The sequence below is a fragment of the Bacillus sp. S3 genome, assembly GCF_005154805.1.
Classification (GTDB): Bacteria; Bacillota; Bacilli; order Bacillales; family Cytobacillaceae; genus Neobacillus.
Genome location: NZ_CP039727.1, coordinates 625,344 through 650,356 on the forward strand (window position 1 = coordinate 625,344; position 25,013 = coordinate 650,356).

Below are 25,013 nucleotides of genomic sequence, written 5' to 3' on the forward strand. Positions count from 1 at the left end.
GGCACCACCTATGGACCATTGTCCTTTGTGGTGCCTGACACCCTTATTTGGTGTACCGGTTCGCATAGCTTGAGGCGACGAAGGCATTCGGTTTGATTTTCGGTTCTACTCCCATAGATTCCATTCGTGTGACCATTTCTTTGACGAATTCACTTGTCTTGTTTCGTTTGCCTGACCCGATATCGATATGTCCCTCCATAGTGAAGGTTGCTCCTTGGTAAATATGAGGGAGGACGATGGCTATTAATTCATTTTTCCTTTCCTCGGTAAACATAGATACGATTTCCTCGGTTAAGGACAATTCTAGTGAGATTCGCTCATGTAACTGTGTCATCCTCCTTGGTACGCTCAACTTTCTTATGCATGCCCATACACCATTTCCTTCATTTTGAATCACAATGCCAGTGATAAAAATAGTCTGTGTTCTATGAACCTGTGAATCTGTGCCAACCATTAGGCGGTAATTCCCTTTAGGGTCACTGTTCATGAATGCAACAATCCGTTCAAATACCTGCTCGAACGAAAGCCCATTCTCCTGAAGATTTTGAAACGAATGGGGATAATCCGGGGAATTCTTCATAAATAAGCACCACATCTTTCCCTTCTATTTGAAAAAGGTAAATCGCAATTCTTATTGCTATCTTATGGAAAGTGGTTTGTAGTCGTGCAGCCGTTGAAACGATAAGACCGCTAATAAAAGTGTAAAGGGTGTAAAGGGTGTCAGGCACCGTCCGTGGACAAATGTTTTTTTGTGGTGCCTGACACCCTTTATTCTATTTCTAATGTAATAATGTGGAGTTTTATTCATGAAATGACTTTTTGTGGACTTATTGGTCCTTTTTTCCTGGTCAGGTTTCTTTTTGTTGTTGATTCCGGGAGAAAGGATGGATGGTATTTTAATAGTTTTGCTATTAAAATAAGTAAAAATGCATCAAAATGAGTGAAAATTCAAATTTATTATCGGGGGTTAAGGATGAAGAAGAAGAAGATTGCAGGCCTTTTAGCTGTTAGTTTACTTACCACTGTGCCATGGACTGTCGGGTTTGCTGAGGGACCAAAATGGACAAATGTCAATGTATATGAAGAGCAGGATGGTAGTAAGTTTAATAGTGAAAACTATGACTTTGTAAAATTCTCACAAATTGGCTCCAAGTTGAAAGACATTGAAAAACAATCTAACCGTGTAAAGGTTGAGGTTCGAGGTACGTCTGCAGATGGTCATCCTCTTTATGTTGTGACGATTGCTGATCCTGGGGCACAGGGGAAGTTTGGTAAAATCCAATCACTTAGAAAACAAATGTTTAAAAACCCTGGCAAAGCTCAGGATTGGATTGCTAACAATCCAGACTTTAAAGTGCCTATTATGATTAATGGTTCCATTCATGGCACGGAATTTGCTGGATCTGATGCCATTCTCCAGTTAATTGAACGCTTCGCAACCGAAAATGATCAAGAGACCAAGAATATTTTGGAGAATAATATACTTATTTTTAACGTCGTTCAAAACCCTGATGGACGTGTGGATGCCACCCGTTTTAACGGGGAAGGAATTGACTTGAATCGTGACTTCATCACCCAGTCCCAGCCAGAAACGAAAGAAACCGTTGGGCTTATTAAAGAATGGAACCCGATGGTATTCCTTGATACGCATGGATATGTGAAAAATTATGGGCCAAACCTACAGGGATTAATCGAGCCATGTACACCGCCGCATAATCCGAACTACGAGTATGATTTATATAACAAGTGGGCTTATCAGCAGGCAGAAGCAATGGAAGCCCAAATAATGAAAGAAAAGGGTCAATTCTCGGATAGCAGCCTATATCAAAATATGGAAGGAGTCTACGTTCCACAGCGTGATGACGCTGATGGATGGGATGATTATCCGCCAATCTTCACCCCGATGTACGCGATGTACCATGGTGCATATGGACATACCTTAGAAACGCCAACGAATGATTGGAATGGCGTCCGCTGGATGTATAACGCTATTATGGGTGCGCTTAATTTCGCGACGGAGAACAAGCAGGCAATGATTACTGACCAAATTGAAATGTTTAAACGCGGGATTAATTTTGATCATCCATTCCACAAGGATGGCTTCTTCCCGAAAGCCTATATCCTTCCAGTCGATGAAAAAGACCCTACTGTCACGCATAAAGCGGTCAATCATTTAATGAATAATGACATTGATGTGGTTCAAGCGCCGAAAGCATTTGTTGTCGATGGAAAAACATATCCTAAAGGAACGTTCATCGTAAAGATGGACCAGGCAAAGGCTGGATTAGCGAACACGATGCTTTGGGACGGGGAAGACATCTCAAACGATACGGCTGCGATGTATGATATTTCAGCATGGAGCTTGCCGGAGCTTTGGGGCTTTGAAGCAATACCGACACAAAGTTCTGTCGACGTGATAACAACAAAGGTCAACAACATTAATGAACAAGGTTCAGTTACGGGCAAAGGTCCATACCTGATTCCGAACAGTTCTGTCAAATCTATCGAGCTAGTAAATACGCTGCTTCAACAAGGTGTAGCTGTTAAACGTGATACAAAAGGTGATTTTTACACAGAAGCAGCAGCCAATACGATCTCAGCAGCTGTAAAAACATCTGGTTTGCAGGTGGAAAGCACGGCTAAAGTGCCGGTGGATGCGGTTGCCTTATCGACCTTAAAAGTAGCGATTTTAAAGGACGGCGGAATGGGGAAAGTTCAGTCCCATAGCGGTACAAAGCTAGCCTTGAAGCGACTTGGCTTTGATGTAACCGAAGTGACACCGATTGAAGTGGCGGAAAACGGTCTTAATGGTTTTGATGCCTTTGTTTATAGCGGCACGGCTAGCTTGATAACCTCAAACTTAAGTGCTGCCAACAAGGAATTTGGTTTACAAGACAGGGCACAAGAAGCTAAGTTGAAAGCGAACATTACAGACTTTATTGCCCACGGCGGCAAATATATTGCAGTCGGGTCAAGTGCATCCCAGGCTACGAAAACTCTCGGACTAACGGATGATACCATAAATACAGGCGGGTCCAACAGTAACGGAATTGTGAAGGTTAACTATGAAGGGACCGGTTTAACTGCCGGCTATGGTCAGGATGATCTAGGGTTTGTCTACCGCCCAACATGGTATACGAATACCGGAAATGATAAAGTAGTCGCAACCTATGCAAACAGTAACGATTTCTTTGTGGCCGGCCATTGGAGAAATAACAGTGGTGCGAAAGGGCAGGCTGTTATGGTTAAAGAGCAGGATAAAGATGTGACATTGATTGGTTTAGAAGCAGGCTTCCGTGACCATACGGATTACTTATTCAGACTATTATCCAATGCGATTTTTGAAAAATAAGAACGATGAAAAAGCCTAGTTCAGTGATGGACTGGGCTTCTTTATATAAATTTTTATAGTAAAAAAAAGAGTTGACCCCTATGAGCCAACTCTCCTTGCTAAAAGAATTACTTGATTGTCAGTGTTACAGTGTTAAAATTATTTCCTTTGCTAATAGGATTGTAGTTTTTCTCAATATTACCTGCTGCGTCAACAGCGAACCAGTTCAATGTGGACGTTTTACCAATTTTTAAAGTCTCTGCATTTTCTCGGGTTCCGCTTAATTTGAGTTTTGCAGATTGGAAGGTAGGGCGGCTGCCGTCGAGTGTATAATAGATCGTTGCTGCTTCGCTTGTTTCAAATGCAACCTCAACTGGTCCAGAGAATTTACCATTACCCGGTACAGCTTTTGTGGAAGGCGGCTGTTTATCTTTAGAATGATTATAGGCTACTTTAATCAAGCCGATCAAACCGTTAGCAAATTCCATGGCCTCTTCATGACCCTCTTGAAATGCTGGCTGGAAACCAACTGCTTGCCATCTTTTCGTATCCTTATTCCATAAATCTGCCCCTACTTCGAAGTTCCAGGCATATATTCCCTTTTCATACCATAGGTAGTCCGCAGAGTTACCTGCTGCAGAGTACAGCACATCAGGAATTGGACCTGTGCGGCTAGGAAGAATGACAGTTCCGCGGTGGTCTTGGATGTCATTTAAAATTTTATCAGATGCTGCCCAGTAGAAGGCTTCCTCCCCTGCAGATGGACGAGGGAGAGTAACACGGTTTGGATCGTATGAACCAGGCGACCACATAAAGTATCCACCATAGCTATGAATATTCATCGCAAACTTAATATTTGGATTTTGATCAGCAAGCCATACTAGATTCCTGGCTTCTGGCTCGGAATTCTCTGCAGGACCAGCGTAGGTACCACTTCTACATTGTGTAGTCGATGCACCCACATATCCATCAAAAGCTGAACCGACAGTGTGATTGCGGTTAAGGTCAACTCCCCAGGAAGTTCGATATCCTGGATCGGATTCAGTGGGACCACAGTAATTGGTCATATTTTTACGTTGACCATTGAAATCATAGAAACTGTAATGGGCTCCATCAGGATTTACTGACGGCACAAGGAAAATATCAAGGTTGTTTACCAGTTGCTTCGTTTCGCCATCATGGGCGTAATTGCGTAGTAGTCGTTCTGCTGTTTCAATCGTTACTAGTGGTGTTACCCACTCGCGGGCATGCTCTTGTGCGTATCCAAGGACACCGGGCTTTGAACCGTCACGGTGCTTCCCGATTCGAATTGCTTTTACGGTAAACGGGTCACGAGAAATAGTGGCTGGTGCACTTAAGTCGTCCGTTAATTTCACCGCAGTTGTTGTTGGGGAAACAATTCCGGTTCCGCCAGTGGTGCGATATGTAATCGCAGACACAAGATTACTTGCATGAGTATTTAGTGCTGCAGCCACTTGGCTTGCTGTACTAGTGACTTTCCCTGTTGAATCGGTAGTCAAATCTACTAAAATCTTTTTATCTTCTAGGTTAACTTTCAATGAAGCATTATTGGCCCCTGGATTCTTGAATTCTACCGACACATCATTGCCGCCTTCATGCCCCCATGCTTTGGAGGTAACCACAACAGCGGAAGCTTGAGTACCTCCCACTGTTCCTTGTGCAAGACGTCTGTAGCCATTTGTTTTGTTAGGCATATCGATAATTTCTACTAAATCGGGAAACTCTTTCGCAAGCTTTTCAGCACGTTGATATAATTCGGTTGGATCCATGTAGTGGTCTACAAAATCCTTAACATAGTGTTTTTTCGGATTACCAGGCTTGTCCGCACCGAGCCATTCCGTAACTGCAGCAGTAGCTGTTCCACCAAGATTACTGTTTATTTTTACAGAAGTAGGAATGGCGTTTACAGGTAATTCCAAATAATGATACATGTATTCACCGTAATCAACGAATCTAGTAAGTGTTGCGGATTTTTCAACACCATTCTCGGTCCAAGTTGCCGTGAGCGCAGTACTCGCTGCTGTACCTGCACTGGATTTCGCTTCGATATACAGGAATGTGCCCGATTGATTTGTAAAATGGTTGGCACGAAGAATTTTTACTGTGTCCTCAGCGGTGGCCAAATTTGAGGTTAACTGCATAGCTGTTTGCCTTTCTGAGGTTCTGAGATTCCATTCATTTTCAGTAATGATGGTGTCTTTCACTTTGATGCCAAAGGTTTTCAACATTGCAATCTCTGTTGGTGTGACAACTGCATCCACTTCAAAAATTCCATTGTGTTCATGGGCTCTGTGGGTAAGGTCAATACCCAGCTCAAGTAGTTTTTCCTTTGCTTTCTGATTCGGTACCTCTAGTTGAACAATAGAGACTGACTCTTCCTTAGGAATCGGCTGGTCAGCCTGTTCGACTGCTGCAACCGGAATACTAAGGCCCGGGTAAAAAGTGGAGAATCCTAGTCCGGTAATGGCAGTCATTACTACTAAATTCCTTTTCCATTTCTGTTTTTTCTTTTTCACCAAAAACTGCACCCCCAAAATGCATAGAATTTTAATACAAGCTTATTGTAAATGGAATGTTCATAATATCTTGTCGTAAAATCAGAGGCAGTAAAAAATTCGCTCTACAAAAAGTTTTATTGGGAAAATAAAATACTTTATGTCAAAAGATTAAAATTTGGGCTGTTTTTCCTATTTAAAAAGTACTGTGCTATCCGAAAAATCTAATAATTTTAGGGGTATAAAATAGCTATATTATATATCAAAATAATTTCCACAAAATGTATATCGATTATTAGCTGTTTTTTTTGTTAAATATTGTTGCTTTATGTGTAGTTTTGTAAAAGGAAAGTTGTCATACATTTTATAGGGATTGCGGCATCTATTGATAAAAAACCATTAAATGCCTATCAACCTTTGTGCCAGTCCAACATTAAATAAAGAAAGGAAGTTTCACTTTATTATGAATAGGGATGATGGGGAATGGCAAAAAGAAACCGGGGAAAAACAATCAGCTACCTGCCTTCAAATGGCCGGGGGACATGCCCGCTGTGTGAACGAACAGGAATAAAGCTTCTCTACTCACACAAAACAGACACAAACCAAACTATCAAAGTCTGCAAAAACTGCCGTCATAAATAAAAGGATTGGGCAATGAAGATTGCCCAATCCTTTTTGTATGCCGATGGAAATAGATTATTATTTTCTTGCCTTTCATACCAAAATAAATCAAAAACGTTTGTTTGATCGTCAAGTTACATTTAATTTTAACCGATTGTTAACCTAATAATAATTTAGTTGACAATTTGCTCTTCACGCTTTATTTTAGATTTATAACTATCGATAATATTTTAGGGTGGGAGAATGAATATGAAGAAGTTTAGGGCACTTGATTTAACGCTTGCCGGAATGTTTGTGGCACTGATGGCCATTGGAGCCAATATTACAACAATCGCTCCTTTTTTACAGGTAGGGGGTGTGCCAATAACGCTGCAAACCTTTTTTGCTATTTTAGCAGGAGCGATTTTGGGCAGCCGCTTAGGGTCAATAGCAATGACAGTTTATATGTTAGTGGGCTTTGTAGGGGTTCCAGTTTTTGCTGGCTTTATCGGAGGGCCCTCTATCATCTTCCGGCCTACCTTTGGCTTTATTCTTTCCTATATTTTCACTGCATTTATCATAGGAAAAATAGTTGAAAAGAAGAAAACTATGTCTGCCTTTATCATTGCATCACTAATCGGAATGGTGGTCAACTACTTATTCGGTACAAACTGGATGTACTATGCCTATAAACTTTGGGCAGCAGCACCAGACGGATTTACCTACAAAATGGCATGGCTCTGGATGATAGCCCCACTGCCAAAGGATATCATCCTAGCCATCTTCGCAGGAATCATGGCCCACCGCCTAGAAAAAACCGTCCTCTCAAAAGGACATTTCAAACATATAAAACGTGCTTCATAACTTAATGGTGTCAGGCACCATAAAAAGACACTTTCCACGTAGGGTGGACACGAAATAGAATTCTCATGAAATAGAAGCGGCGCTGCCGCTTCTTTTTTTTATCCCCATTGATGCTAGATTTTTCAGGGGTTCTACTACCTGGAAAGTTCATACATTGTCATATTTCTGAGAATTTGTTAAATTATATCAGTATATCAAAAAAAGAGGTAGAAAAGGAGTGAGTAAATGAAAATAATTGAAAGTTTTGTGAATGGGACAAATACTTTACTTTGGTCATATGTTCTAATCATTTTATTAATTGGTTCCGGTCTTTATTTTACTTTTCGTACAAAGTTTGTCCAGTTTCGAATGGTAGGAGAGATGTTCCGCCTTATGGGTGAAGGGGCAACGGGGGATAAGAAAGGAATATCCTCTTTCCAAGCCTTTTGTATTAGTACGGCTTCACGCGTAGGAACCGGGAATCTTGCAGGTGTAGCGATTGCCATCACAACTGGCGGCCCGGGAGCCGTATTCTGGATGTGGTTGATCGCTTTGATTGGGTCAGCTTCCGCTTTTGTGGAAAGTACACTTGCGCAAATCTTTAAGGTGAAAGATGGGGACACGTTCCGAGGCGGACCAGCTTATTATATGGAAAAGGCGCTGAACGCCCGATGGATGGGAATCACTTTCGCGGTTTTAATTTCACTTACTTTTGGACTTGCCTTCAACTCTGTACAAGCGAACACAATTACAAGCTCGTTAAATAATTCTTTTGGCTTCAATAAAACCGTGATTGCAATTGTCTTGTCCGTTATTACGGCGGTCATTATTTTTGGCGGTCTTAAACGGATTGCTAAAGTGGCTGAGTGGATGGTTCCGATCATGGCAGGAGCTTACATTTTAATTGCTTTATATATAATGGTAACAAACTTATCTGAAATTCCAGGTGTCTTTAAATTAATTTTTGAAAGTGCCTTTGGCTTTAAAGAAGCAGCGGGTGGAGCACTTGGTGCCGCTATGATGAACGGAATTAAACGCGGATTGTTTTCAAACGAAGCAGGTATGGGTAGCGCACCGAACGCTGCAGCGACAGCAAATGTCAGCCATCCTGTCAAACAAGGTTTAATTCAGTCCCTTGGTGTATTTGTTGATACACTCGTGATTTGCAGCTCGACTGCGTTTATCATCCTTTTATCAGGTCTATATACGTCTAAAGAGGGGAACGGCATTATCTTGACGCAAAATGCGCTTGAGGGGTCATTAGGATCATGGGCCGGTATTTTCCTTACGTTCATCGTATTCCTATTTGCCTTCAGTTCTGTTGTGGGGAATTACTATTACGGTGAATCAAATATTGAATTTATGAAAAATAACAAGGTTGTCTTAAACCTATATCGTATCGCTGTTGTTGGTATGGTCGCTTTCGGCTCGTTGGCGGAGTTAAGCTTTGTCTGGAGCCTTGCCGATTTATTCATGGGATTAATGGCTATTATTAACTTAATCGCAATTATTCTACTTGGAAAAATAGCTTTCGCCGCGCTTGCAGATTACAAAAAGCAAAAAGCAAATGGCCAAAACCCAGTATTCTATTCCTCAAATATCGAAGGGCTTACAAACTTAGAAGCATGGGAAGAAGCCCCAACAAAAGCAATTCAAAAGAAAAAACTAGGCTAATATTGTGGAAATAGTGGAAAGGGTGTCAGGCACCGCCTGGCGGTGCCTGACACCCTTTCTAATATGATCAGGTGAAAAAGCTAGTGCTCTAAAGGTGCTTGCTTTTTTTGTGGATGTTATGGGTGTAATTATTGTAATAATTTTACAATTCTTTTTCCTTCATTAGGATAATATCATTAGGATAAGGATATGTCTGAAACGGATTGGAGTCAGTTCATGAAGGAAGAAATGTATATGAAGATGGCGGTGGAAATTGCCTACGAAAACGTAATAACAAACGGCGGCGGTCCGTTCGGGGCCATAGTGGTTAAAAACGGGCAGATTATTAGTACTGGACAAAACCAGGTGACCCTAATAAATGATCCGACTGCACACGCTGAGATGCAAGCTATTCGGACCGCATGTAAGGTATTGAATAGCTATCAATTAACAGGCTGTGAGCTATATACAAGTTGTGAACCCTGCCCAATGTGCCTTGGGGCAATCTATTGGTCAAGACTAAAAGTAGTATACTATGGTTGTACAAATGAAGATGCGGCAAAAATTGGATTTGATGACCAATTTATCTATAAACAACTAAACATACCTCCGGATCAGCGAAGCATCCCAATGTATCGAATCCTCCCGCCGAATACGTATGCACCATTCAACGCCTGGATCAGCAAACCGAATAAGAAGAATTATTAGAGGGTGTCAGGCACCACTTGTGGACAGTTGTCTTTGTCATGTGGACATTCAGGGAGTAAAAAAGCGTTATCCTTTTGGATAATGCTTTTTTTGTTGTTGTTCCTTTTTTGTTCAAACGTCCGCCCCTAATTATGTTTGAAAAGTCAAACTAATATTGTTTTTTATTTCCAAATATAATATACTACATTACAACACTAATGTACTATGTTAGAGGAAGGAGGGAAAGGATTGATTCCTAATCTGGATGGAACGAAGCCGATCTATATCCAACTATCGGAGTGGCTGGAAAATGAGATCTTGAACGGTAATTTTGAAAGCGATCAAAAGATTTACTCCCAGTATCAGCTTGCAGAGATTTTTAATATTAACCCGGCAACTGCCGCGAAGGGACTGAATATTTTGGCGGATGAGCAGATTTTATATAAAAAGCGCGGGCTTGGGATGTTTATTACAAGCAATGCGAAAGACACAATCCTTAAGAAGCGAAAAAACCAAACCTTAAAAAGGCTAGTACGTGATATTGTTGCGGAAGCAGGACGGCTCCAGGTAAGTAAAGAGGAATTAATCGAAATGATCAAAGCGGCTGACACTGGGGAGGCAGAGAAATGAGTGTAATCGAATGCAACGATTTGACAAAGGTGTATGGTGGAACAAAAGCGGTAAACAATCTTTCCTTCAAAATCGAAGAAAATAAAATGACCGGTCTCATCGGCAGAAATGGTGCCGGGAAAACAACACTGCTCAACATGATTGCTGGTTTGGTAAAAGAAACGGCTGGAGAACTGAAGGTTTTTTCCGAAAGTCCCTTTAATAGTCTGCAAGTTTCAGCCAATGTCATGTTTATTCATGACCAAATGAATTTACCGACTGCCTTAAATCTTAAGGAATTACTAGAAACGGCAGCAAGCTTTTATCCCAATTGGGACCGCGAGTTGGCAGGCCGCCTTTTTGATTATTTCTCCTTCAATCCACTGCAGCATTATAACGGACTTTCAAAAGGAATGAAGAGTACGTTTAACATGATAGTAGGCTTATCTGCCCGGACACCGTTAACACTTTTTGATGAACCGACTTCAGGGATGGATGCGGCAGTAAGAAAGGATTTCTACCGCGCCTTACTGAAGGATTACATTGCCTATCCACGCAGCATCATTATTTCCAGCCACCACTTAAATGAAATCGAGGACATACTCGAAGATATTCTACTCGTAAAAGAGGGGAAAGCACTTCTTCATATGCCTGTTGCCGATTTAAAGGAATGGGCAATTGGGCTCCAAGGGAAAAAAGCTATTATCAATGAATGGACACAGAACGAGGAAGTTATTTATACAAAAAGCATCGGCCTTGAACAGTCGTACGTTGTCGTAAGGAATCATTTTTCCGAAACAGACTTGCAGCGGGCCAATCATGCTGGGATTGACCTCACACCAGTTACAGCAAGTGACCTATGTGTCTATTTAACTAGCAAAACGAAGGGGGGAATTGATGATGTCTTTAACAAGGGTTAGTCTGACCGATATAGTAAAAAAGCAATTTGTTTATAAGATGAAGGCTTACAGCCAGGTATTTATGTCACTGATGTTTCTCCAATTGTTAGCCGTTTTTTTCTCATTGAACGGTGTGGGGGGGATGGGCGCCGGCAGTGGGAGTGTTGAAATACAAGTGAAGTATTTTTCACCTGATTATGTTGCGGCCTTTACGATGCTGTGGGGGTTTATTACCGCCATCCTTATTACCACAAAGGCATATCGATACGATGACTTCGTATTTGTAACCAATCGGATCAGCAGCAATCTGTCCAATGCAGTATTTTTACTAACGGCTAGTGTCATTGGCGGGATCACCGCGATGTTGTCGTCGTATTTATTAAAAGTGATTGTTTATTATTTTATAAGTGATGTATCGATAAATAGCTCCGCAGTTTTAGCTGCGCCAATGGAATTGCTCTTGGGCATATTCTCTACATTGCTATACGTCTTCCTTTTTTGTGCGTTAGGTTATTTAGTTGGCACGCTTGTCCAGATTAGTAAGGCATTCACTGTCTTGTTACCGGCGGTTTTTTTCGGGGGATTAATCTTTGATGGTCTAAGGGGGAAATCGGGGGCTGTCGCATATGTATTTGAGTTTTTCTTTACCGAGTCATCATTAACACTATTTTTTGTAAAAATAATTGTTGCGGCAGGATTGTTATTTTCTGGAACATTTGTATTGTCGAATAGATTGGAGGTCAGAGCATGATGGCAATGCTACCTCTAATGCTAATTGCTATTATCGTCATCGCCTTGGCAATTTTAACAGCTAGGACCATGAACAGACATGGGAACAGGAAAGGTAAGTATTCCTACAGTCGTCGCGTTCGCTTACTATTCAGCGGATATATGGCTGTCCTATTGATCTGTGTTGTTTTGGACACTGTCCATCCCGTAAACACAGTAGAAGGGTGGAAAAAGGTTGATACGGAGGAGCTTGACAAGGAAAGCAATGACTTGTACGATGCAGCGCTTGCGGGAGAAATTGCTCACGTGGACAGTAAGTTTCTTCGGGAAAAATGGAGTTTCGATTACAACGGACCCCAGCTTGACGTGGCCTGGGTCGAAGATGATTACGTAAATATATCTGTCTTCGTGGAAAGGAAGAAAAGTAATGATGGTAAAATCGAAGCGGTCTTCTATCAAACAAGATCAAGTGTGAATGGAATGGAGATAACAGACTACACCAATCCACCAAGTCTGGAGATGGCGAAGGATGAACTGTTTCTTAGAAATCCGAAGATCAGTAAATTTGAATTCGCAGAGTTTACAAATGTATTTTCTGTCAAACAATTTACCGGAGAGAACTTTTTTTCACATCACTCCGAGTTTTCCGGGGATCAAAGCATCTTATACATGCGAATTCCCAAGGACTTAGAACTAAATGACAAAACTGGCATCAACCTAAATTATGTTGAGTAATGGAGTTTCCTCTTAAAAATCCATACAGGTAGAAGGGCAGAATTTGATTCTGCTCTTTTTATTTTTAGTAAATTTTTTAGTAAAATATTTGAATTATTTTACTGAGGGAGGTAAAATGGGTTTGTAAACAATTGCTAGAATAGATTGTTAGATACCTGGTGAATTGGAGGATAACATAATGAATATTTCTACATTAAAAACAATATTCCAAGACTTATTTCAGGCTAAACATGAAAGGGTTTTCTTTGCCCCGGGCCGGATTAATTTAATTGGTGAACATACGGATTATAATGGCGGCCACGTGTTTCCGTGTGCGATAACATATGGAACCTATGCGGTTGCGAGGAAGCGTGAGGACAGAATAGTCCGCTTGTACTCCGTTAACTTCCCTGGCAAAGGGATTATTGAAATGGATTTAAACCTGCTAGATTACGATATAGAACATAATTGGGCCAATTATCCAAAGGGGATGATTCGCTACATTCTAGAAGCCGGGTATGAAATTCCAACGGGCTTTGATTGCGTCATTCACGGAGATATACCGAATGGTGCAGGGCTTTCCTCTTCAGCTTCAATCGAATTATTAATAGGAGTTCTTATTGATGGCTTGTATAAATTAAACATTCCGCGACTGGACCTAATTAAGCTTGGAAAAAAGGTTGAAAATGAATTTATCGGTGTCAACAGTGGCATCATGGATCAATTTGCAATTGGGATGGGTAAGAAAAATGCAGGTATTTTACTAGATTGTCAGAGTCTTAAATATGAATATGCACCGATAGAGCTGGAAAATCACAAAATTATCATTATGAATACAAACAAGCGCAGGGAGCTGGCAGATTCCAAATACAATGAGCGAAGAGCAGAATGTGAGGCTGCACTCGCACAGCTTCAGCAAAGACTGCAGATTGAAGCCCTTGGGCAGCTTTCTGAAAAAGAGTTTGATGAATATCAACATGTAATAACCAATGAAACCGTTCGGAAACGGGCGAAGCATGCAGTTTATGAGAATATAAGAACATTGAAGGCTTTAGAGGAACTGAATGCGGGAAAATTAAAGGCGTTTGGCCAATTGATGAATCAATCCCATCAATCATTAAGGGATGATTACGAAGTGACCGGAATCGAGCTTGATTGTTTAGTTGAAGCCGCTTGGAACCAGCCGGGAGTGATTGGTGCCCGTATGACGGGGGCGGGATTTGGCGGCTGTGCGATCGCCATTGTGGCCAATGAGGAAGTGGAACATTTTATTGCTAATGTGGGTGCCGATTACCTCAGTAAGATTGGTTATAAGGCTGATTTTTACGTAGCCAGCATTGGGGACGGAGCAAAAGAAATTGAACTTTAGATTGTCACAGGGGATGATAGTATGATTAACCAATTAGTTCAACAATTGATAAACCAAGCACTTTCTGTCCAATTAATCGAACGGGAGGACGAAATTTATGCCCGGAATCAAGTTCTGTCACTGCTGCAATTAGCGGAGTATAGGGAAATTGAAGGTTCCGAAAGCATTGCTCAAGAAATCCCTGATTTACTGGACCAAATCGTTGACTACGCTTGCAAGCATGGAATTATTGAGGACCTATTTGATGAAAAGGAAATTTTTTCAAGTAAGATTATGAATTGTTTTATCGCCCGACCGTCTAGTGTGAATCAGCTTTTTTACAGAAAATATGAACAGAATCCACAGGTGGCGACAAAGTATTTTTACCACTTAAGTAAAAATAGCAACTACATCCAGATGAAGCGCATCCGTCAAAATATTGAGTACAAAGCCGCAACGGAATATGGTGATTTGGACATTACCATTAATTTATCAAAGCCAGAAAAAGATCCGAAGAGTATCGCGCTGGAGCGTGCAGTCCAAAAAACAAACTATCCGAAATGCCTGCTATGTATAGAAAATGAGGGATATGCAGGAAGAATCGGCCATCCTGCCCGTTCCAATCATCGGATGATTCGAGTGAATTTATTGGATGAGAATTGGTATCTGCAATATTCTCCCTATGGTTACTACAACGAGCATTGTATTGTGTTATCGGAAAACCATACGGATATGAAAATCAGCCCATCAACGTTCGCAAGGCTCCTATCCTTCGTGGAGCAGTTCCCGCATTACTTTTTGGGATCGAATGCTGATATTCCGATTGTCGGCGGCTCAATTTTGTCACATGAACACTACCAAGGTGGAAATTATCAATTTGCGATGGCGAAGGCGAAGAATGATTGGAGCTTTACCATCGCGGGATTTCCGAATGTGCAATGTGCCGTTGTTAAATGGCCAATGTCAGTGATTCGTCTGCGTTCAGGAGAAATTAGCTCGCTTGTGGATGCTGGTGCTCACATTTTAGCTAAATGGAAAAATTACAGTGATGAAACGGTTGGCATTTTGGCGATGTCGGGCGAGACCCCGCACAACACCATCACGCCGATTGCCCGCAAAAATGGAAACCTTTTTGAAATGGATTTGGTTCTTCGCAATAACCGGACAAGCGAAGAGCATCCGCTGGGCATCTTCCACCCACATGCCGATGTTCACCATATTAAAAAGGAAAATATCGGTTTGATTGAAGTAATGGGGTTGGCAGTATTACCAGCACGCCTAAAAGTGGAACTTGATGAGGTGGCGAACTTCATCCTAGGAAAAACAACGGTGGTCGCCGATTACCATTTGAATTGGGCAGAAGAATTAAAGGGATGCTATCAGGATGTTGGTAACGTGGTCAATGTGGAATCGTTTGTCAGAGAAGAAGTTGGGAAAAAGTTTCTAAGAGTACTAGAGGATGCCGGTGTATTTAAGCGGGATGAAGCAGGGACTGCTGCGTTCAAGCGGTTTATCCAGGCCTTATCATAACTTTTTTCTCAAATATTTATCGACTGTTGTAGGTGAATGTCAAAAGTAACTTAAGTTTAGGTGAATTCCTAATTGATATCCAGTAAATGTCGTAAGTTTTGAAAAATAGGTTGTAAGTGCCTAAAAATACGTTTTAAATACTAAAAAACATGTCATAAGTACTCAGAAACATGTAATAAGGGAGTGAGAGTCATTGAAATTAGTAGATAAAGTATTCGGCCTGTATGCTGGTGAGACTGTGATCGAGTATTCACTCGTTAACGATTCCGGAATGACCGTTTCTTTTCTGAATTACGGTTGTGTGATAACGGAGATTATTGTCCCGGACCGTCACGGAAACTTTGAAAATGTTGTCCTTGGCTTTGATGAGTTAGAGGACTATCTGGAATTGTCGCCATACTTTGGGGCGGTAGTAGGCAGAGTGGCAGGAAGAATTAAGGGTGCCAGGTTTGAACTGGATGGAAAAGAATACCTGCTTGCTGAAAATGAACATCCCAACCATTTACATGGCGGTAGAAAAGGCTTTAGTTCAGTGATTTGGCAAGCGGAGAAAATAGAGACTGAGCAAGCTGTGGGTGTGAAGTTTTTCTATCAAAGTCCAAATGGTGAAGAGGGATATCCAGGTAATTTGGACACGAATGTTACCTATCTTTTAAACAATAAAAATGAATTTAAAATTACCTTTGAAGGAAAAACAGATCAAACAACCATCGTTAATTTAACCAATCATTCCTATTTTAATTTGAGCGGGAATTTAAAAATGGATTGTACGGAACATATTCTTCAACTTGAAAGTGATCGTTTTTTAGAGTTGGCTCCTGACCTAATTCCCACAGGTCAAATGCTTAAGACTAAGAATACCCCGTTTGACTTTCAGCACGGCCGCCGTTTAAATGCTGGAAGAAGTTCGACACATCCACAAAATGTCCTTGTAGGGAACGGTTATGATCACCCGCTTATTTTCACGAATAAGGGTGAAAATCAGATTGTCTTAACTGACGAAGAAAGCGGACGGACGTTATTGGTGACGACAAACCAGCCATGCGTGGTTCTGTATACAGCGAATCAATTAGAAGCTCCCTATTCGATCATGGGTGTTCGGGCGAGAAACTATTTGGGAGTTTGCCTTGAAACACAGGGGCTGCCTGATGCGATTCATCATCCGGAGTTTCCAACTACCATTTTAAAGCCAGAGGAAGTATACTATTCCACAACGACGTATCGTTTTTTTGCAAACACATTAGGAGACTGATTTATGGCTACCATTAAAGATATTGCCCAATTAGCAGGCGTTTCGATTGCCACGGTATCGCGGGTGTTAAATTATGACACGACGCTTTCTGTCGGCGATGATACGAAGAAAAGGATTTTCGAAGCAGCAGAAGAGCTTTCATATAAGAAGAAACCAGTAAGGAAACAAGAAACGGGGAGAATTGCCTTATTGCAGTGGTATACCGAAAAGGAAGAACTAGAGGACTTATACTACATGTCCATCCGGCTTGGGGTGGAAAATCGCTGCCGCCAACTCGGGGTTCACATGGGAAAGTACTTTCAGGACAACTACGAAGACTTAAAGGACGTTGATATTCAAGGGCTAATTGCAATTGGAAAGTTTAGCAGCAAACAGGTTAAAGAGCTTCAATCGCTTACCAAAAATATTGTCTTTGTTGACTCTTCTCCGGACGAAGATCACTTTGATTCGATTGTGATTGATTTTGAAAAAGCAACGGAAAAGGTGCTGGAGCATTTGATTGAAAAGGGTCATGCGAAAATTGGCTATATCGGCGGGAGAGAGGGCTTCAAAGACAAAACCTCCATCCTTGATGACCAAAGGGAACTGACTTTCAAGCGCTTTTTAGGGGAAAAAGGGCTATTAAACGAAGCGTTTATATACAGTGGCTCGTTTTCCGTTGATGATGGCCACTCTCTAATGAAACAAGCTATACAAGAGCATGGTGACAACTTGCCGACAGCATTCTTTGCCGGGAATGACTCTATTGCCGTAGGTGCACTGCGGGCTCTCTTGGAGGAAGGAATTTCAGTTCCAGAGCGGGTGAACATCATTGGGGTAAATGATATCAGCTTCTCCAAGTATGTGTTCCCATCCTTAAGCACGGTTAAAGTCTATACGGAACTAATGGGCGAAACCGCAGTTGACACACTTTTGGAAAGAATCGAAGGCCGAAAGACCGCCAAAAAAATCTTCATCGCAACCAGCCTTGTGATTCGAAATAGCAGCTTTTAAACACAAACCCGCCTACATGTTTAGGTGGGTTTTGCTATTGTCGATTTTTAGGATGTTCCGTATAATGTTTGTATCTATATTGGTAACGGTTACAATATTTGGCAAGCTTAGTGATTGGGGGTAGGGTATGGGCAGGTATTCAATTATGGCGTATACGTTTGGTGCTTTATTTTTTATTGTCAGTTTCTCATTTTCCATTTTTTATGGTGTTAAGGTCGTGACCCATGACTTGCCAAGTGAGAAAACTTCGCTGGAAAAGTATCGCTATCATTTTGTGCTTGTTCCAGAGGAGCTCGATAATGAGTATTGGCGGCTTGTAGAAAAAGGGGCAAAGGCTGCGGCCAATGATTACGGGATTGTGCTGGAGTATGTCGGACCAAAACAATCCAATATTGATGATCATTTAAAAACAATCGAAATGTCGGTGGCCTCTAAAGTAGACGGCATTATGACACAGGGGTTAAGTGATGAGCAATTTACCCCATTAATTAATCGAGTCATTGAGAAGGGGATTCCAGTTATTACTGTCGATACCGATGCCTCCAATAGTAAGCGGATGGCCTATATTGGAACGGATAATTATTATTCCGGCTATTTAGCGGGAAAGGCCTTGATTGCCGATACAAAGGGAAAGGCCAATGTGGCGATCATAACAGGCAGCTTTTACAAGAATCATCAAATCCAACGGGTAAAGGGTTTTGAAGATGCTGTTAAAGCAGAAAAAGACATCAAGATCATTGATATACAAGAATCAGATATTAGCAGAGTTATAGCAGCGGAAAAGGCTTATCAAATTCTCCAGGAACACCCTGAGGTCAATGCCTTTTATGGGACAAGTGCCCTTGATGGGATTGGGATTGCCCAAGTGGTGAAGAAATATAAAAAGAACGACCAAATCTATATCATGGGATTTGATACATTACCGGAAACACTTGAGTACATTCGCAAAGGGATGATTAATGCCACTGTTGTCCAAGAGCCGTATGAAATGGGCTATGAAGCAGTGAAAATGATGATCGATTTAATCGAAGGGAAGAAAGTGCCTTCCGTCATTCATACAAATACAAAGATTTTGAGGGTAGAAGATTTACCGCCAGGGCATCCTGATCGAATGGAGGAGAGACAGTAATGTTATTTCGAATTAGGTCGAAACTGCTCCTTTATTTCATCGTCCTGGTCGTATTGCTAACTTCCGTTGGCTTGTTTTTTTACAACAGCAGTGAAAAACTAGTCAATGAATATGATGATAGCTTCGAGCGATTTTTGCTGTTAAATGATATCTCGCAAAGAACGAACTTAATTACCGAAAAGCTGCATGCGTATATATTAGATAAAGAAGAATCCTATTTGGAAGACTATCGAAAAGAAAAAGTAAAGCTGATCAACGATCAAAAAAGACTATATCAAGAAATGGATACGAGTGATATTACCCTCATCAATTATAAAAATATGATTGATAGTTTTATAGATGAATGTGATGCCACAGTGGGGGCCTTCCAAAAGGACGATATTAATCACTACTCGAGCCATTTTAATGAAGTACTGAAAATCGCCTCTTTCCTGCAGGAGAGTACACTGGCACTGTTAAATAATAAATTGACCGATTATCAAAAGTTCTATGATCAAATGGAACAACAAAACCATTATTATAAGCTCATGTCGATATCCTTGTTTACAGCGGCGTTTTTCTTAAGCACCTTGTTAGCGCTTTGGATTTCAGGCGGGATAACGAAGCCGATTAGTCTGTTATCGAAAGCGGCGAAGGAAATTTCAACAGGAAATTTATCCGGAGAAGATATAAGAATCACAACAAAGGACGAATTAAAGCCATTAACGGAAACGTTCAATCAAATGAGAACGAATTTGAGACAGCATGTTATGGAAATTAAACAAAAGTCTGAATTAGATAAGCTTTTAAAGGAATTGGAATTGCGCAGCTTGCAAAATCAAATTAATCCCCATTTTCTGTTTAACACGTTAAATACAGTTTCAAAAATGGCCTATTTAGAAGAAGCAGAACATACTTCCCGGCTAATTGAAGCGGTAGCGGCCATACTTCGGTACAACCTCGGTGATTTAAATAAAGCCTCGACGCTTCGAGAGGAAGTGCGAATCGTGAAGGAGTATTTTTTTATCCAGCAAACCAGGTTTGGGGAACGCATCCAATTTGTTACGGAAATAGAAGACAATTGTTTAGATATTGAAATACCAAGCTTAATACTGCAGCCCTTGGTTGAAAATGCCTTTATTCACGGGGTTGAATCGTATGAAGAAAATGCAGAAATCCGCCTCCATATTTATCGGCATCAAGAACGGATTCACGTGGAGGTTATTGATAATGGAGATGGGATGGAGGAGGCAGTTAAACATAAACTCCACACCTATATCGAGGGCACCGAAATGGACGAGTCATATGAACCCGAAAAATCAAAAGGTCACTCTACAAGTATTGGCGTGAAAAATGTGATTAGAAGGCTGCAGCTGTTTTACCAGCGAAACGACATTGTCGAAATCGAATCAGAGTTAGGAAAGGGAACCAATTTTAGACTAACGATTCCTACTGTGGTAAAGGGGAGAAATGAGCTTGTTGAAAATTCTTATTGTGGATGATGAAGTGCTTGAGCGAAAAGCATTAACAAAAATGATTAACAGCTCGACAATGGACGTGATGGTCGTTGGTGAGGCTGCAAATGGAAGAAAGGCAATTGAAATGACACTCGAGCATAAACCGGATCTCATCTTTATGGATATAAAAATGCCGGGAATTGATGGCGTCCAGGCAGTAAAGGAAATTAAACAACTTTATCCCAGCATCCACTTTATTATGGTTTCGGCCTTTAATACTTTTGAATACGCCAAGGAAGTCATGCAGCAGGGGGTTAAGGAGTATATATTAAAGCCTAGCAGCAAGCAGGATATTCTCGCTGCGATCGAGCGGGTTTCGAGCGAAATCCTTGAGGAAAGAAATCAGCAGGAGGAACAGAAAAGCTTGCGGGATCATTTGGATCGAGCGGTTTCGATTGCGCAAAAAGAATGGGTTTCGTCCTTAATAGTGAACCAAGTGCAGGATATTACCTTTGATGAATGGAGCGAACTGCTGGGAGTAGAAATTACCTCGGGATATATCATGCTGTTTACTTTACTGCAGCCAGCGTCCGCTGACCTTACTGCAAGTGAAAAGCAAAACTGGTATATCTGGTTAAAGGACACCCTAAAGGATGTCGTAAAAAAGCAAGAAGTTATGATTGGTCCGGTAACGGATACACAGGTGCCCGTTTTATTCCTTTGTAAAAAACCCACGGAAAAAATGCATTTTAGAACAAACGCGCAAATGTTTCTTGAGAGCTTGATTCACTTTTTCAAAAAAGAAAGCTTCAGGGGTGATATAAGGATTGGGATTGGCCATCCTTACAGTCATGCCCATGATTTGAATAAGTCCTATCATGAAGCGGTTTTGGCTTTGGAACAGCTGATGAAAGTGCCTAATCGCAGGTATAGATTCTGCGACCGCCAAGGGACTGCCTTCGAGCTGCCCGCTGAATCAGGAGTATTAGAAGTAGAGAAAAAACTTTTAGAAGCCGTCAGGCAGGGAGACGTCAATCAGGTCTTGTTTATCTTTGATTCGTTTATTACAAGGCTTGAGTCGAACAAGACCATTACACCATCATGGGTGAAAAAATCATTCGATGAATTGTTTATTCTCCTTTCCCGTATGCTTCATGACCTAGGCATCCATTATGAGCGGATTCCGGCAATCGACGAGTCTGATGAAGTCTATTTTATGTTTGAAAAAGGTAAGGCGCATCTGCTTGCGGTCGTCCAGCATGTTCAGTTGTGGCGGAATAATCATGCAAAAGGCATGCTCCAAAAGGCAAAGGAATATATCGAAAGGCATTATGCCGAATCGATTTCATTGGAATCAGCTGCCGAATATGTCGAGCTTAGTCCCTATTATTTTAGTAAATTATTTAAAGACCGGTTTGGTTTGACGTTTATCGATTACTTGACGGAAATAAGAATCAAACATGCCAAAGCGGAAATGATGTCTCCGGGAAAAAGCTTAAAGGAAATCTGCTATTCAGTAGGCTATAAGGACCCCAACTATTTTAGCCGCGTGTTTAAAAAGGCAACAGGCTTGTCCCCAACAGAATATCGGAAAATAACGGTAAGTTAAGGTTTTAAAATAAACAGGCCAATTCGTATATAACGGGTTGGCCTGTTTATTTTTAAGCCGTTCGCAAAATAGTCTAGAAATTCACAAATATGTGCTAGAGGTTTGAACTATTGCATGATTTCTCTGGATGCTACCATAGGTGTAAGGGCTTACAAAGGACTTTAGTTTAGCAGGTTAAATAGCTTGCCGAAGTCTTTTGTTAAAAAAGTAAAAGGAGAATGATCACATGGGTAAGAAGAAAAAAGGGTTAATTCTATCTTTAACAGTGGCATCTAGTATTCTATTAGCGGCAGGCTGCAGTAGTTCAACTGGCGGGACAGATTCCGGCAAGGGAAAGGACGGCGGCGGTCTTCCTGCGGTTGGGGCAACGATTTACAAGTTTGATGATAACTTCATGTCCTACGTGCGCCGTGCAATGGAAGATTCCGCAAAAGATAAGGTAAAACTGATGTTGAATGACTCGCAGAACGACCAAGCAAAGCAAATTGAGCAAGTGGATACGCTGATTGCCAAAGGGGCAAAATCACTGGCGATTAACCTTGTTGATCCAAAAGCTGCCCAAACGATTATTGACAAAGCTAAGCCAAAGAACATTCCGGTTATCTTCTTTAATAAGGAGCCGGATGCAAGCGTGTTAAAAGGCTATGATCAAGCTTACTATGTTGGCACAACCTCTTCAGAGTCAGGTATCCTTCAAGGCGAATTAATCGCTAAGGCTTGGGAAGCAAATAAAGATAAATATGACAAAAACAAAGATGGTAAACTGCAGTACGTATTACTAAAAGGGGAGCCAGGACATCCCGATGCGGAAGCTCGTACGAAATTTGCGGTGGACACGGTAAAAGAAAAAGGAATCCAAGTAGAAGAGCTGGCAATGGATACGGCAATGTGGGATGCAACAAAGGCAACTGAAAAAATGGATGCCTGGTTAGCAAAATACAGCGAAAAAATTGAATTTGTCATTGCCAACAATGACGGTATGGCACTAGGTGCAATTGCTTCGCTTGAAAAAGCAGGATTCTTCACCGGTGATAAATATATGCCGGTAGTTGGTGTAGACGCAATTCCGGAAGCACTTGAAATGATTGAAAAAGGCAAAATGGTTGGTTCGATATTAAATGATGCGAAAAACCAAGGGAAAGCCACCATCGACATTGCGGCAAACGCGGCGAAGGGGAAAGACGTGTTAGACGGAACAGAGTGGAAGCTGGACGATAATAAAGCCGTTCGTGTCCCTTATGTTGAAGTGACTAAAGATAATATCCAAGTTGGTAAAGACGCTTATAAATAAGAAAAGCGGAAGCGCCTTGATTAGGGGCGACAGGCATAAGACGGGCCGGTGAGAAGGCTGTTTTTTAGCCTTCTTGACGGATTGGCTTATGACCCCGAGCCCCTAGGCGCTGGAGCTAGACAATAAGAAAAGCGGAAGCGCCGCCAGTCCGGGGGCTGGAAGCAGTCAGCCCTAAGGCGCTCTTCGAACGAAGGAAAAGATCTTGCTTTTCCTTCGTTCGGGGTTTTATTTCTTTTCAAACTGGACTTTTGTTTATAAACATTTTTTCTATCGATATGAGACTCGCTTTGATTGTCTCATATTTTTTAAATGGTTAGGCGGGGAGGTTTGCTTATGTCTGAGGCTAGTGCAACCAATTTACTTGAAATGCAGCATATAACGAAACGGTTTCCCGGCGTGATTGCCCTAAATAGTGTTTCACTCAAAGTGAAAGCGGGAACCGTACATGCCTTAATGGGTGAAAACGGGGCAGGTAAATCAACGTTAATGAAATGCTTGTTTGGGATTTATTCGATGGATGAAGGCAAAATTCTTTTTGAAGGAAAAGAAGTAGCATTTGCTAATTCCAAGCAGGCGCTTGAAAACGGTGTTTCCATGGTGCACCAGGAATTGAACCAGGTGCGGCAGCGCAATGTTATGGATAATATTTGGCTCGGCCGTTATCCGAAAAAAGGCGTCTTCATTGATGAGAAGAAAATGTATGAGGACACAAAGGCGATTTTTAAAGGACTTGATATCAATATTGACCCGCGCAGCAAAGTGAGCACCTTATCCGTTTCGGAGATGCAGATGGTGGAAATTGCCAAGGCAGTCTCGTACGGTTCAAAAATTATCGTCATGGATGAACCAACATCATCCCTGACAGAGAATGAAGTGAACCATCTCTTTACCATCATTCGCAAGCTCCAGAGTGATCATGTTGCGATTATCTATATTTCACACAAAATGGAAGAAATTTTGAAGATTTCTGATGAAGTAACCATCATGAGGGACGGTCAATATATTGCGACGAAAAGTGCGAAGGAATTAACGACTGATGAAATCATTAAGCTGATGGTTGGCCGTGATTTGTCACAGCGTTTTCCGGAAAAAATCAATAAACCGGGGGAAATGATTTTGAAAGTCTCTGATTTAACAGCAGAGACACAGCCTTCATTTTCCGATGTAAACTTCAAGCTGAGGCAGGGAGAAATTTTAGGAATTGCCGGCCTCGTGGGTTCCAAGCGGACAGAAGTGCTGGAGTCGATTTTTGGCATGAGATCGTTGAAATCCGGGACGATCGAATTGAATGGGAAAGTGGTCAAGAATCATTCACCGCAGCATGCCATCAAAAATGGCTTTGCCTTAGTAACGGAAGAAAGAAGGTCCACAGGTATTTTTCCAGAATTAAGCATCAGCTTTAACTCGATCATTTCCAACATTGAACAATACCGTAAAGGTCCGTTCTTATCAGATAGTAAGGTGAAGGAAGACACGCAGTGGGTTATTGACTCCATGAAGGTGAAAACACCAACCCAAAAAACATCCATCGGTAGCCTTTCAGGCGGAAACCAGCAGAAGGTGATTATCGGCCGCTGGCTGTTGACGAAACCGGATATTTTATTGCTGGATGAACCAACACGGGGAATTGATGTAGGAGCAAAGTTTGAAATCTATCAACTTATTAACCAATTAGCAGCGTCCGGAAAAGGGATTATCATGATCTCTTCCGAAATGCCGGAGCTTTTAGGGGTGACAGATAGAATTTTAGTTATGAGTAATGGAAAAGCAGCTGGAATCGTAGAGACGTCTTCTACCTCTCAAGAAGAAATTATGCGATTAGCAGCGTTGTATTAGGAGGCGAC

At 41.5% G+C, this 25,013-nt stretch carries 19 protein-coding genes; 17 read left to right on the forward strand and 2 right to left on the reverse strand.

Annotated elements, in window-relative coordinates; genetic code table 11:
- Positions 1 to 43: 43 nt before the first annotated feature.
- Positions 44 to 580: a ribonuclease H-like YkuK family protein gene (locus FAY30_RS02910; RefSeq protein ID WP_149868485.1), complete on the reverse strand. Its 537-nt coding sequence runs from the start codon at positions 578 to 580 to the stop codon at positions 44 to 46.
- A gap of 393 nt (positions 581 to 973) precedes the next feature.
- On the opposite strand from FAY30_RS02910, the gene FAY30_RS02915 reads away from it, so the two are divergent.
- Entirely contained in the window at positions 974 to 3,352 is a 2,379-nt protein-coding gene (locus tag FAY30_RS02915; protein WP_149868486.1) for a M14 family zinc carboxypeptidase, read from the forward strand.
- 107 nt (positions 3,353 to 3,459) lie between these two features.
- Here the strand turns inward: FAY30_RS02915 and FAY30_RS02920 are convergent, their stop codons facing one another.
- Complete coding sequence (locus tag FAY30_RS02920) at positions 3,460 to 5,868, reverse strand: M14 family metallopeptidase (protein ID WP_223820967.1); 2,409 nt, start codon at positions 5,866 to 5,868, stop codon at positions 3,460 to 3,462.
- Positions 5,869 to 6,711: 843 nt separating this feature from the next.
- On the opposite strand from FAY30_RS02920, the gene FAY30_RS02925 reads away from it, so the two are divergent.
- The 16 genes from FAY30_RS02925 to mglA all read left to right on the forward strand — a co-directional run bounded on the left by FAY30_RS02925 (position 6,712) and on the right by mglA (position 25,005).
- Positions 6,712 to 7,311: a biotin transporter BioY gene (locus FAY30_RS02925; protein ID WP_149868488.1), complete on the forward strand. Its 600-nt coding sequence runs from the start codon at positions 6,712 to 6,714 to the stop codon at positions 7,309 to 7,311.
- A 225-nt stretch (positions 7,312 to 7,536) separates the two neighbouring features.
- Positions 7,537 to 8,964 carry an alanine/glycine:cation symporter family protein gene (locus FAY30_RS02930; protein WP_149868489.1) on the forward strand — a complete coding sequence of 476 codons (1,428 nt, stop codon included), beginning with the start codon at positions 7,537 to 7,539 and terminating at the stop codon, positions 8,962 to 8,964.
- A gap of 216 nt (positions 8,965 to 9,180) precedes the next feature.
- The gene (locus FAY30_RS02935; protein ID WP_149868490.1) at positions 9,181 to 9,651 is read left to right on the forward strand and encodes a nucleoside deaminase; all 471 of its coding nucleotides are present in this window, start codon (positions 9,181 to 9,183) and stop codon (positions 9,649 to 9,651) included.
- Positions 9,652 to 9,879: 228 nt separating this feature from the next.
- Entirely contained in the window at positions 9,880 to 10,260 is a 381-nt protein-coding gene (locus FAY30_RS02940) for a GntR family transcriptional regulator (RefSeq protein ID WP_223820874.1), read from the forward strand.
- A complete protein-coding gene (locus FAY30_RS02945; RefSeq protein ID WP_149868492.1) occupies positions 10,257 to 11,159 on the forward strand; it encodes an ABC transporter ATP-binding protein in 903 nt (300 codons plus the stop codon). The genes FAY30_RS02940 and FAY30_RS02945 overlap by 4 nt, the downstream gene beginning before the upstream one ends.
- Positions 11,140 to 11,889, forward strand: coding sequence for a hypothetical protein (locus FAY30_RS02950; protein WP_149868493.1), 750 nt, complete (start codon positions 11,140 to 11,142; stop codon positions 11,887 to 11,889). Before FAY30_RS02945 ends, FAY30_RS02950 begins: the two co-directional genes overlap by 20 nt.
- On the forward strand, positions 11,886 to 12,602 hold the full coding sequence (locus FAY30_RS02955; protein WP_149868494.1) for a hypothetical protein: 717 nt from the start codon (positions 11,886 to 11,888) through the stop codon (positions 12,600 to 12,602). The genes FAY30_RS02950 and FAY30_RS02955 overlap by 4 nt, the downstream gene beginning before the upstream one ends.
- Before the next feature lie 178 nt (positions 12,603 to 12,780).
- On the forward strand, positions 12,781 to 13,950 hold the full coding sequence (locus FAY30_RS02960; protein ID WP_149868495.1) for a galactokinase: 1,170 nt from the start codon (positions 12,781 to 12,783) through the stop codon (positions 13,948 to 13,950).
- 21 nt (positions 13,951 to 13,971) lie between these two features.
- Positions 13,972 to 15,459, forward strand: a complete 1,488-nt coding sequence (galT, locus tag FAY30_RS02965; protein ID WP_149868496.1) for a UDP-glucose--hexose-1-phosphate uridylyltransferase — start codon at positions 13,972 to 13,974, stop codon at positions 15,457 to 15,459.
- Positions 15,460 to 15,652: 193 nt separating this feature from the next.
- Positions 15,653 to 16,711 (forward strand): aldose epimerase family protein, encoded by a 1,059-nt coding sequence (locus FAY30_RS02970; RefSeq protein ID WP_149868497.1) that lies wholly within the window; start codon positions 15,653 to 15,655, stop codon positions 16,709 to 16,711.
- Positions 16,712 to 16,714: 3 nt separating this feature from the next.
- On the forward strand, positions 16,715 to 17,704 hold the full coding sequence (locus tag FAY30_RS02975; protein WP_149868498.1) for a LacI family DNA-binding transcriptional regulator: 990 nt from the start codon (positions 16,715 to 16,717) through the stop codon (positions 17,702 to 17,704).
- Between the two features lie 127 nt (positions 17,705 to 17,831).
- Positions 17,832 to 18,833: a sugar-binding protein gene (locus FAY30_RS02980; RefSeq protein WP_149868499.1), complete on the forward strand. Its 1,002-nt coding sequence runs from the start codon at positions 17,832 to 17,834 to the stop codon at positions 18,831 to 18,833.
- Complete coding sequence (locus FAY30_RS02985; protein WP_149868500.1) at positions 18,833 to 20,314, forward strand: sensor histidine kinase; 1,482 nt, start codon at positions 18,833 to 18,835, stop codon at positions 20,312 to 20,314. The genes FAY30_RS02980 and FAY30_RS02985 overlap by 1 nt, the downstream gene beginning before the upstream one ends.
- On the forward strand, positions 20,283 to 21,878 hold the full coding sequence (locus FAY30_RS02990; protein WP_223820875.1) for a response regulator: 1,596 nt from the start codon (positions 20,283 to 20,285) through the stop codon (positions 21,876 to 21,878). Before FAY30_RS02985 ends, FAY30_RS02990 begins: the two co-directional genes overlap by 32 nt.
- Before the next feature lie 226 nt (positions 21,879 to 22,104).
- Positions 22,105 to 23,169 carry a galactose/glucose ABC transporter substrate-binding protein MglB gene (gene mglB, locus FAY30_RS02995; protein WP_149868502.1) on the forward strand — a complete coding sequence of 355 codons (1,065 nt, stop codon included), beginning with the start codon at positions 22,105 to 22,107 and terminating at the stop codon, positions 23,167 to 23,169.
- Positions 23,170 to 23,502: 333 nt separating this feature from the next.
- Positions 23,503 to 25,005 (forward strand): galactose/methyl galactoside ABC transporter ATP-binding protein MglA, encoded by a 1,503-nt coding sequence (gene mglA, locus FAY30_RS03000; RefSeq protein WP_149868503.1) that lies wholly within the window; start codon positions 23,503 to 23,505, stop codon positions 25,003 to 25,005.
- Positions 25,006 to 25,013 lie beyond the last annotated feature (8 nt).

Coding starts and splice junctions, on each gene's coding strand:
- FAY30_RS02910 (WP_149868485.1), bottom strand. CDS start 580: ATGAAGAATTCCCCGGATTATCCCCATTCGTTTCAAAATCTTCAGGAG.
- FAY30_RS02915 (WP_149868486.1), top strand. CDS start 974: ATGAAGAAGAAGAAGATTGCAGGCCTTTTAGCTGTTAGTTTACTTACC.
- FAY30_RS02925 (WP_149868488.1), top strand. CDS start 6,712: ATGAATATGAAGAAGTTTAGGGCACTTGATTTAACGCTTGCCGGAATG.
- FAY30_RS02930 (WP_149868489.1), top strand. CDS start 7,537: ATGAAAATAATTGAAAGTTTTGTGAATGGGACAAATACTTTACTTTGG.
- FAY30_RS02935 (WP_149868490.1), top strand. CDS start 9,181: ATGAAGGAAGAAATGTATATGAAGATGGCGGTGGAAATTGCCTACGAA.
- FAY30_RS02945 (WP_149868492.1), top strand. CDS start 10,257: ATGAGTGTAATCGAATGCAACGATTTGACAAAGGTGTATGGTGGAACA.
- FAY30_RS02950 (WP_149868493.1), top strand. CDS start 11,140: ATGTCTTTAACAAGGGTTAGTCTGACCGATATAGTAAAAAAGCAATTT.
- FAY30_RS02955 (WP_149868494.1), top strand. CDS start 11,886: ATGATGGCAATGCTACCTCTAATGCTAATTGCTATTATCGTCATCGCC.
- FAY30_RS02960 (WP_149868495.1), top strand. CDS start 12,781: ATGAATATTTCTACATTAAAAACAATATTCCAAGACTTATTTCAGGCT.
- galT (WP_149868496.1), top strand. CDS start 13,972: ATGATTAACCAATTAGTTCAACAATTGATAAACCAAGCACTTTCTGTC.
- FAY30_RS02975 (WP_149868498.1), top strand. CDS start 16,715: ATGGCTACCATTAAAGATATTGCCCAATTAGCAGGCGTTTCGATTGCC.
- FAY30_RS02980 (WP_149868499.1), top strand. CDS start 17,832: ATGGGCAGGTATTCAATTATGGCGTATACGTTTGGTGCTTTATTTTTT.
- FAY30_RS02985 (WP_149868500.1), top strand. CDS start 18,833: ATGTTATTTCGAATTAGGTCGAAACTGCTCCTTTATTTCATCGTCCTG.
- FAY30_RS02990 (WP_223820875.1), top strand. CDS start 20,283: ATGAGCTTGTTGAAAATTCTTATTGTGGATGATGAAGTGCTTGAGCGA.
- mglB (WP_149868502.1), top strand. CDS start 22,105: ATGGGTAAGAAGAAAAAAGGGTTAATTCTATCTTTAACAGTGGCATCT.
- mglA (WP_149868503.1), top strand. CDS start 23,503: ATGTCTGAGGCTAGTGCAACCAATTTACTTGAAATGCAGCATATAACG.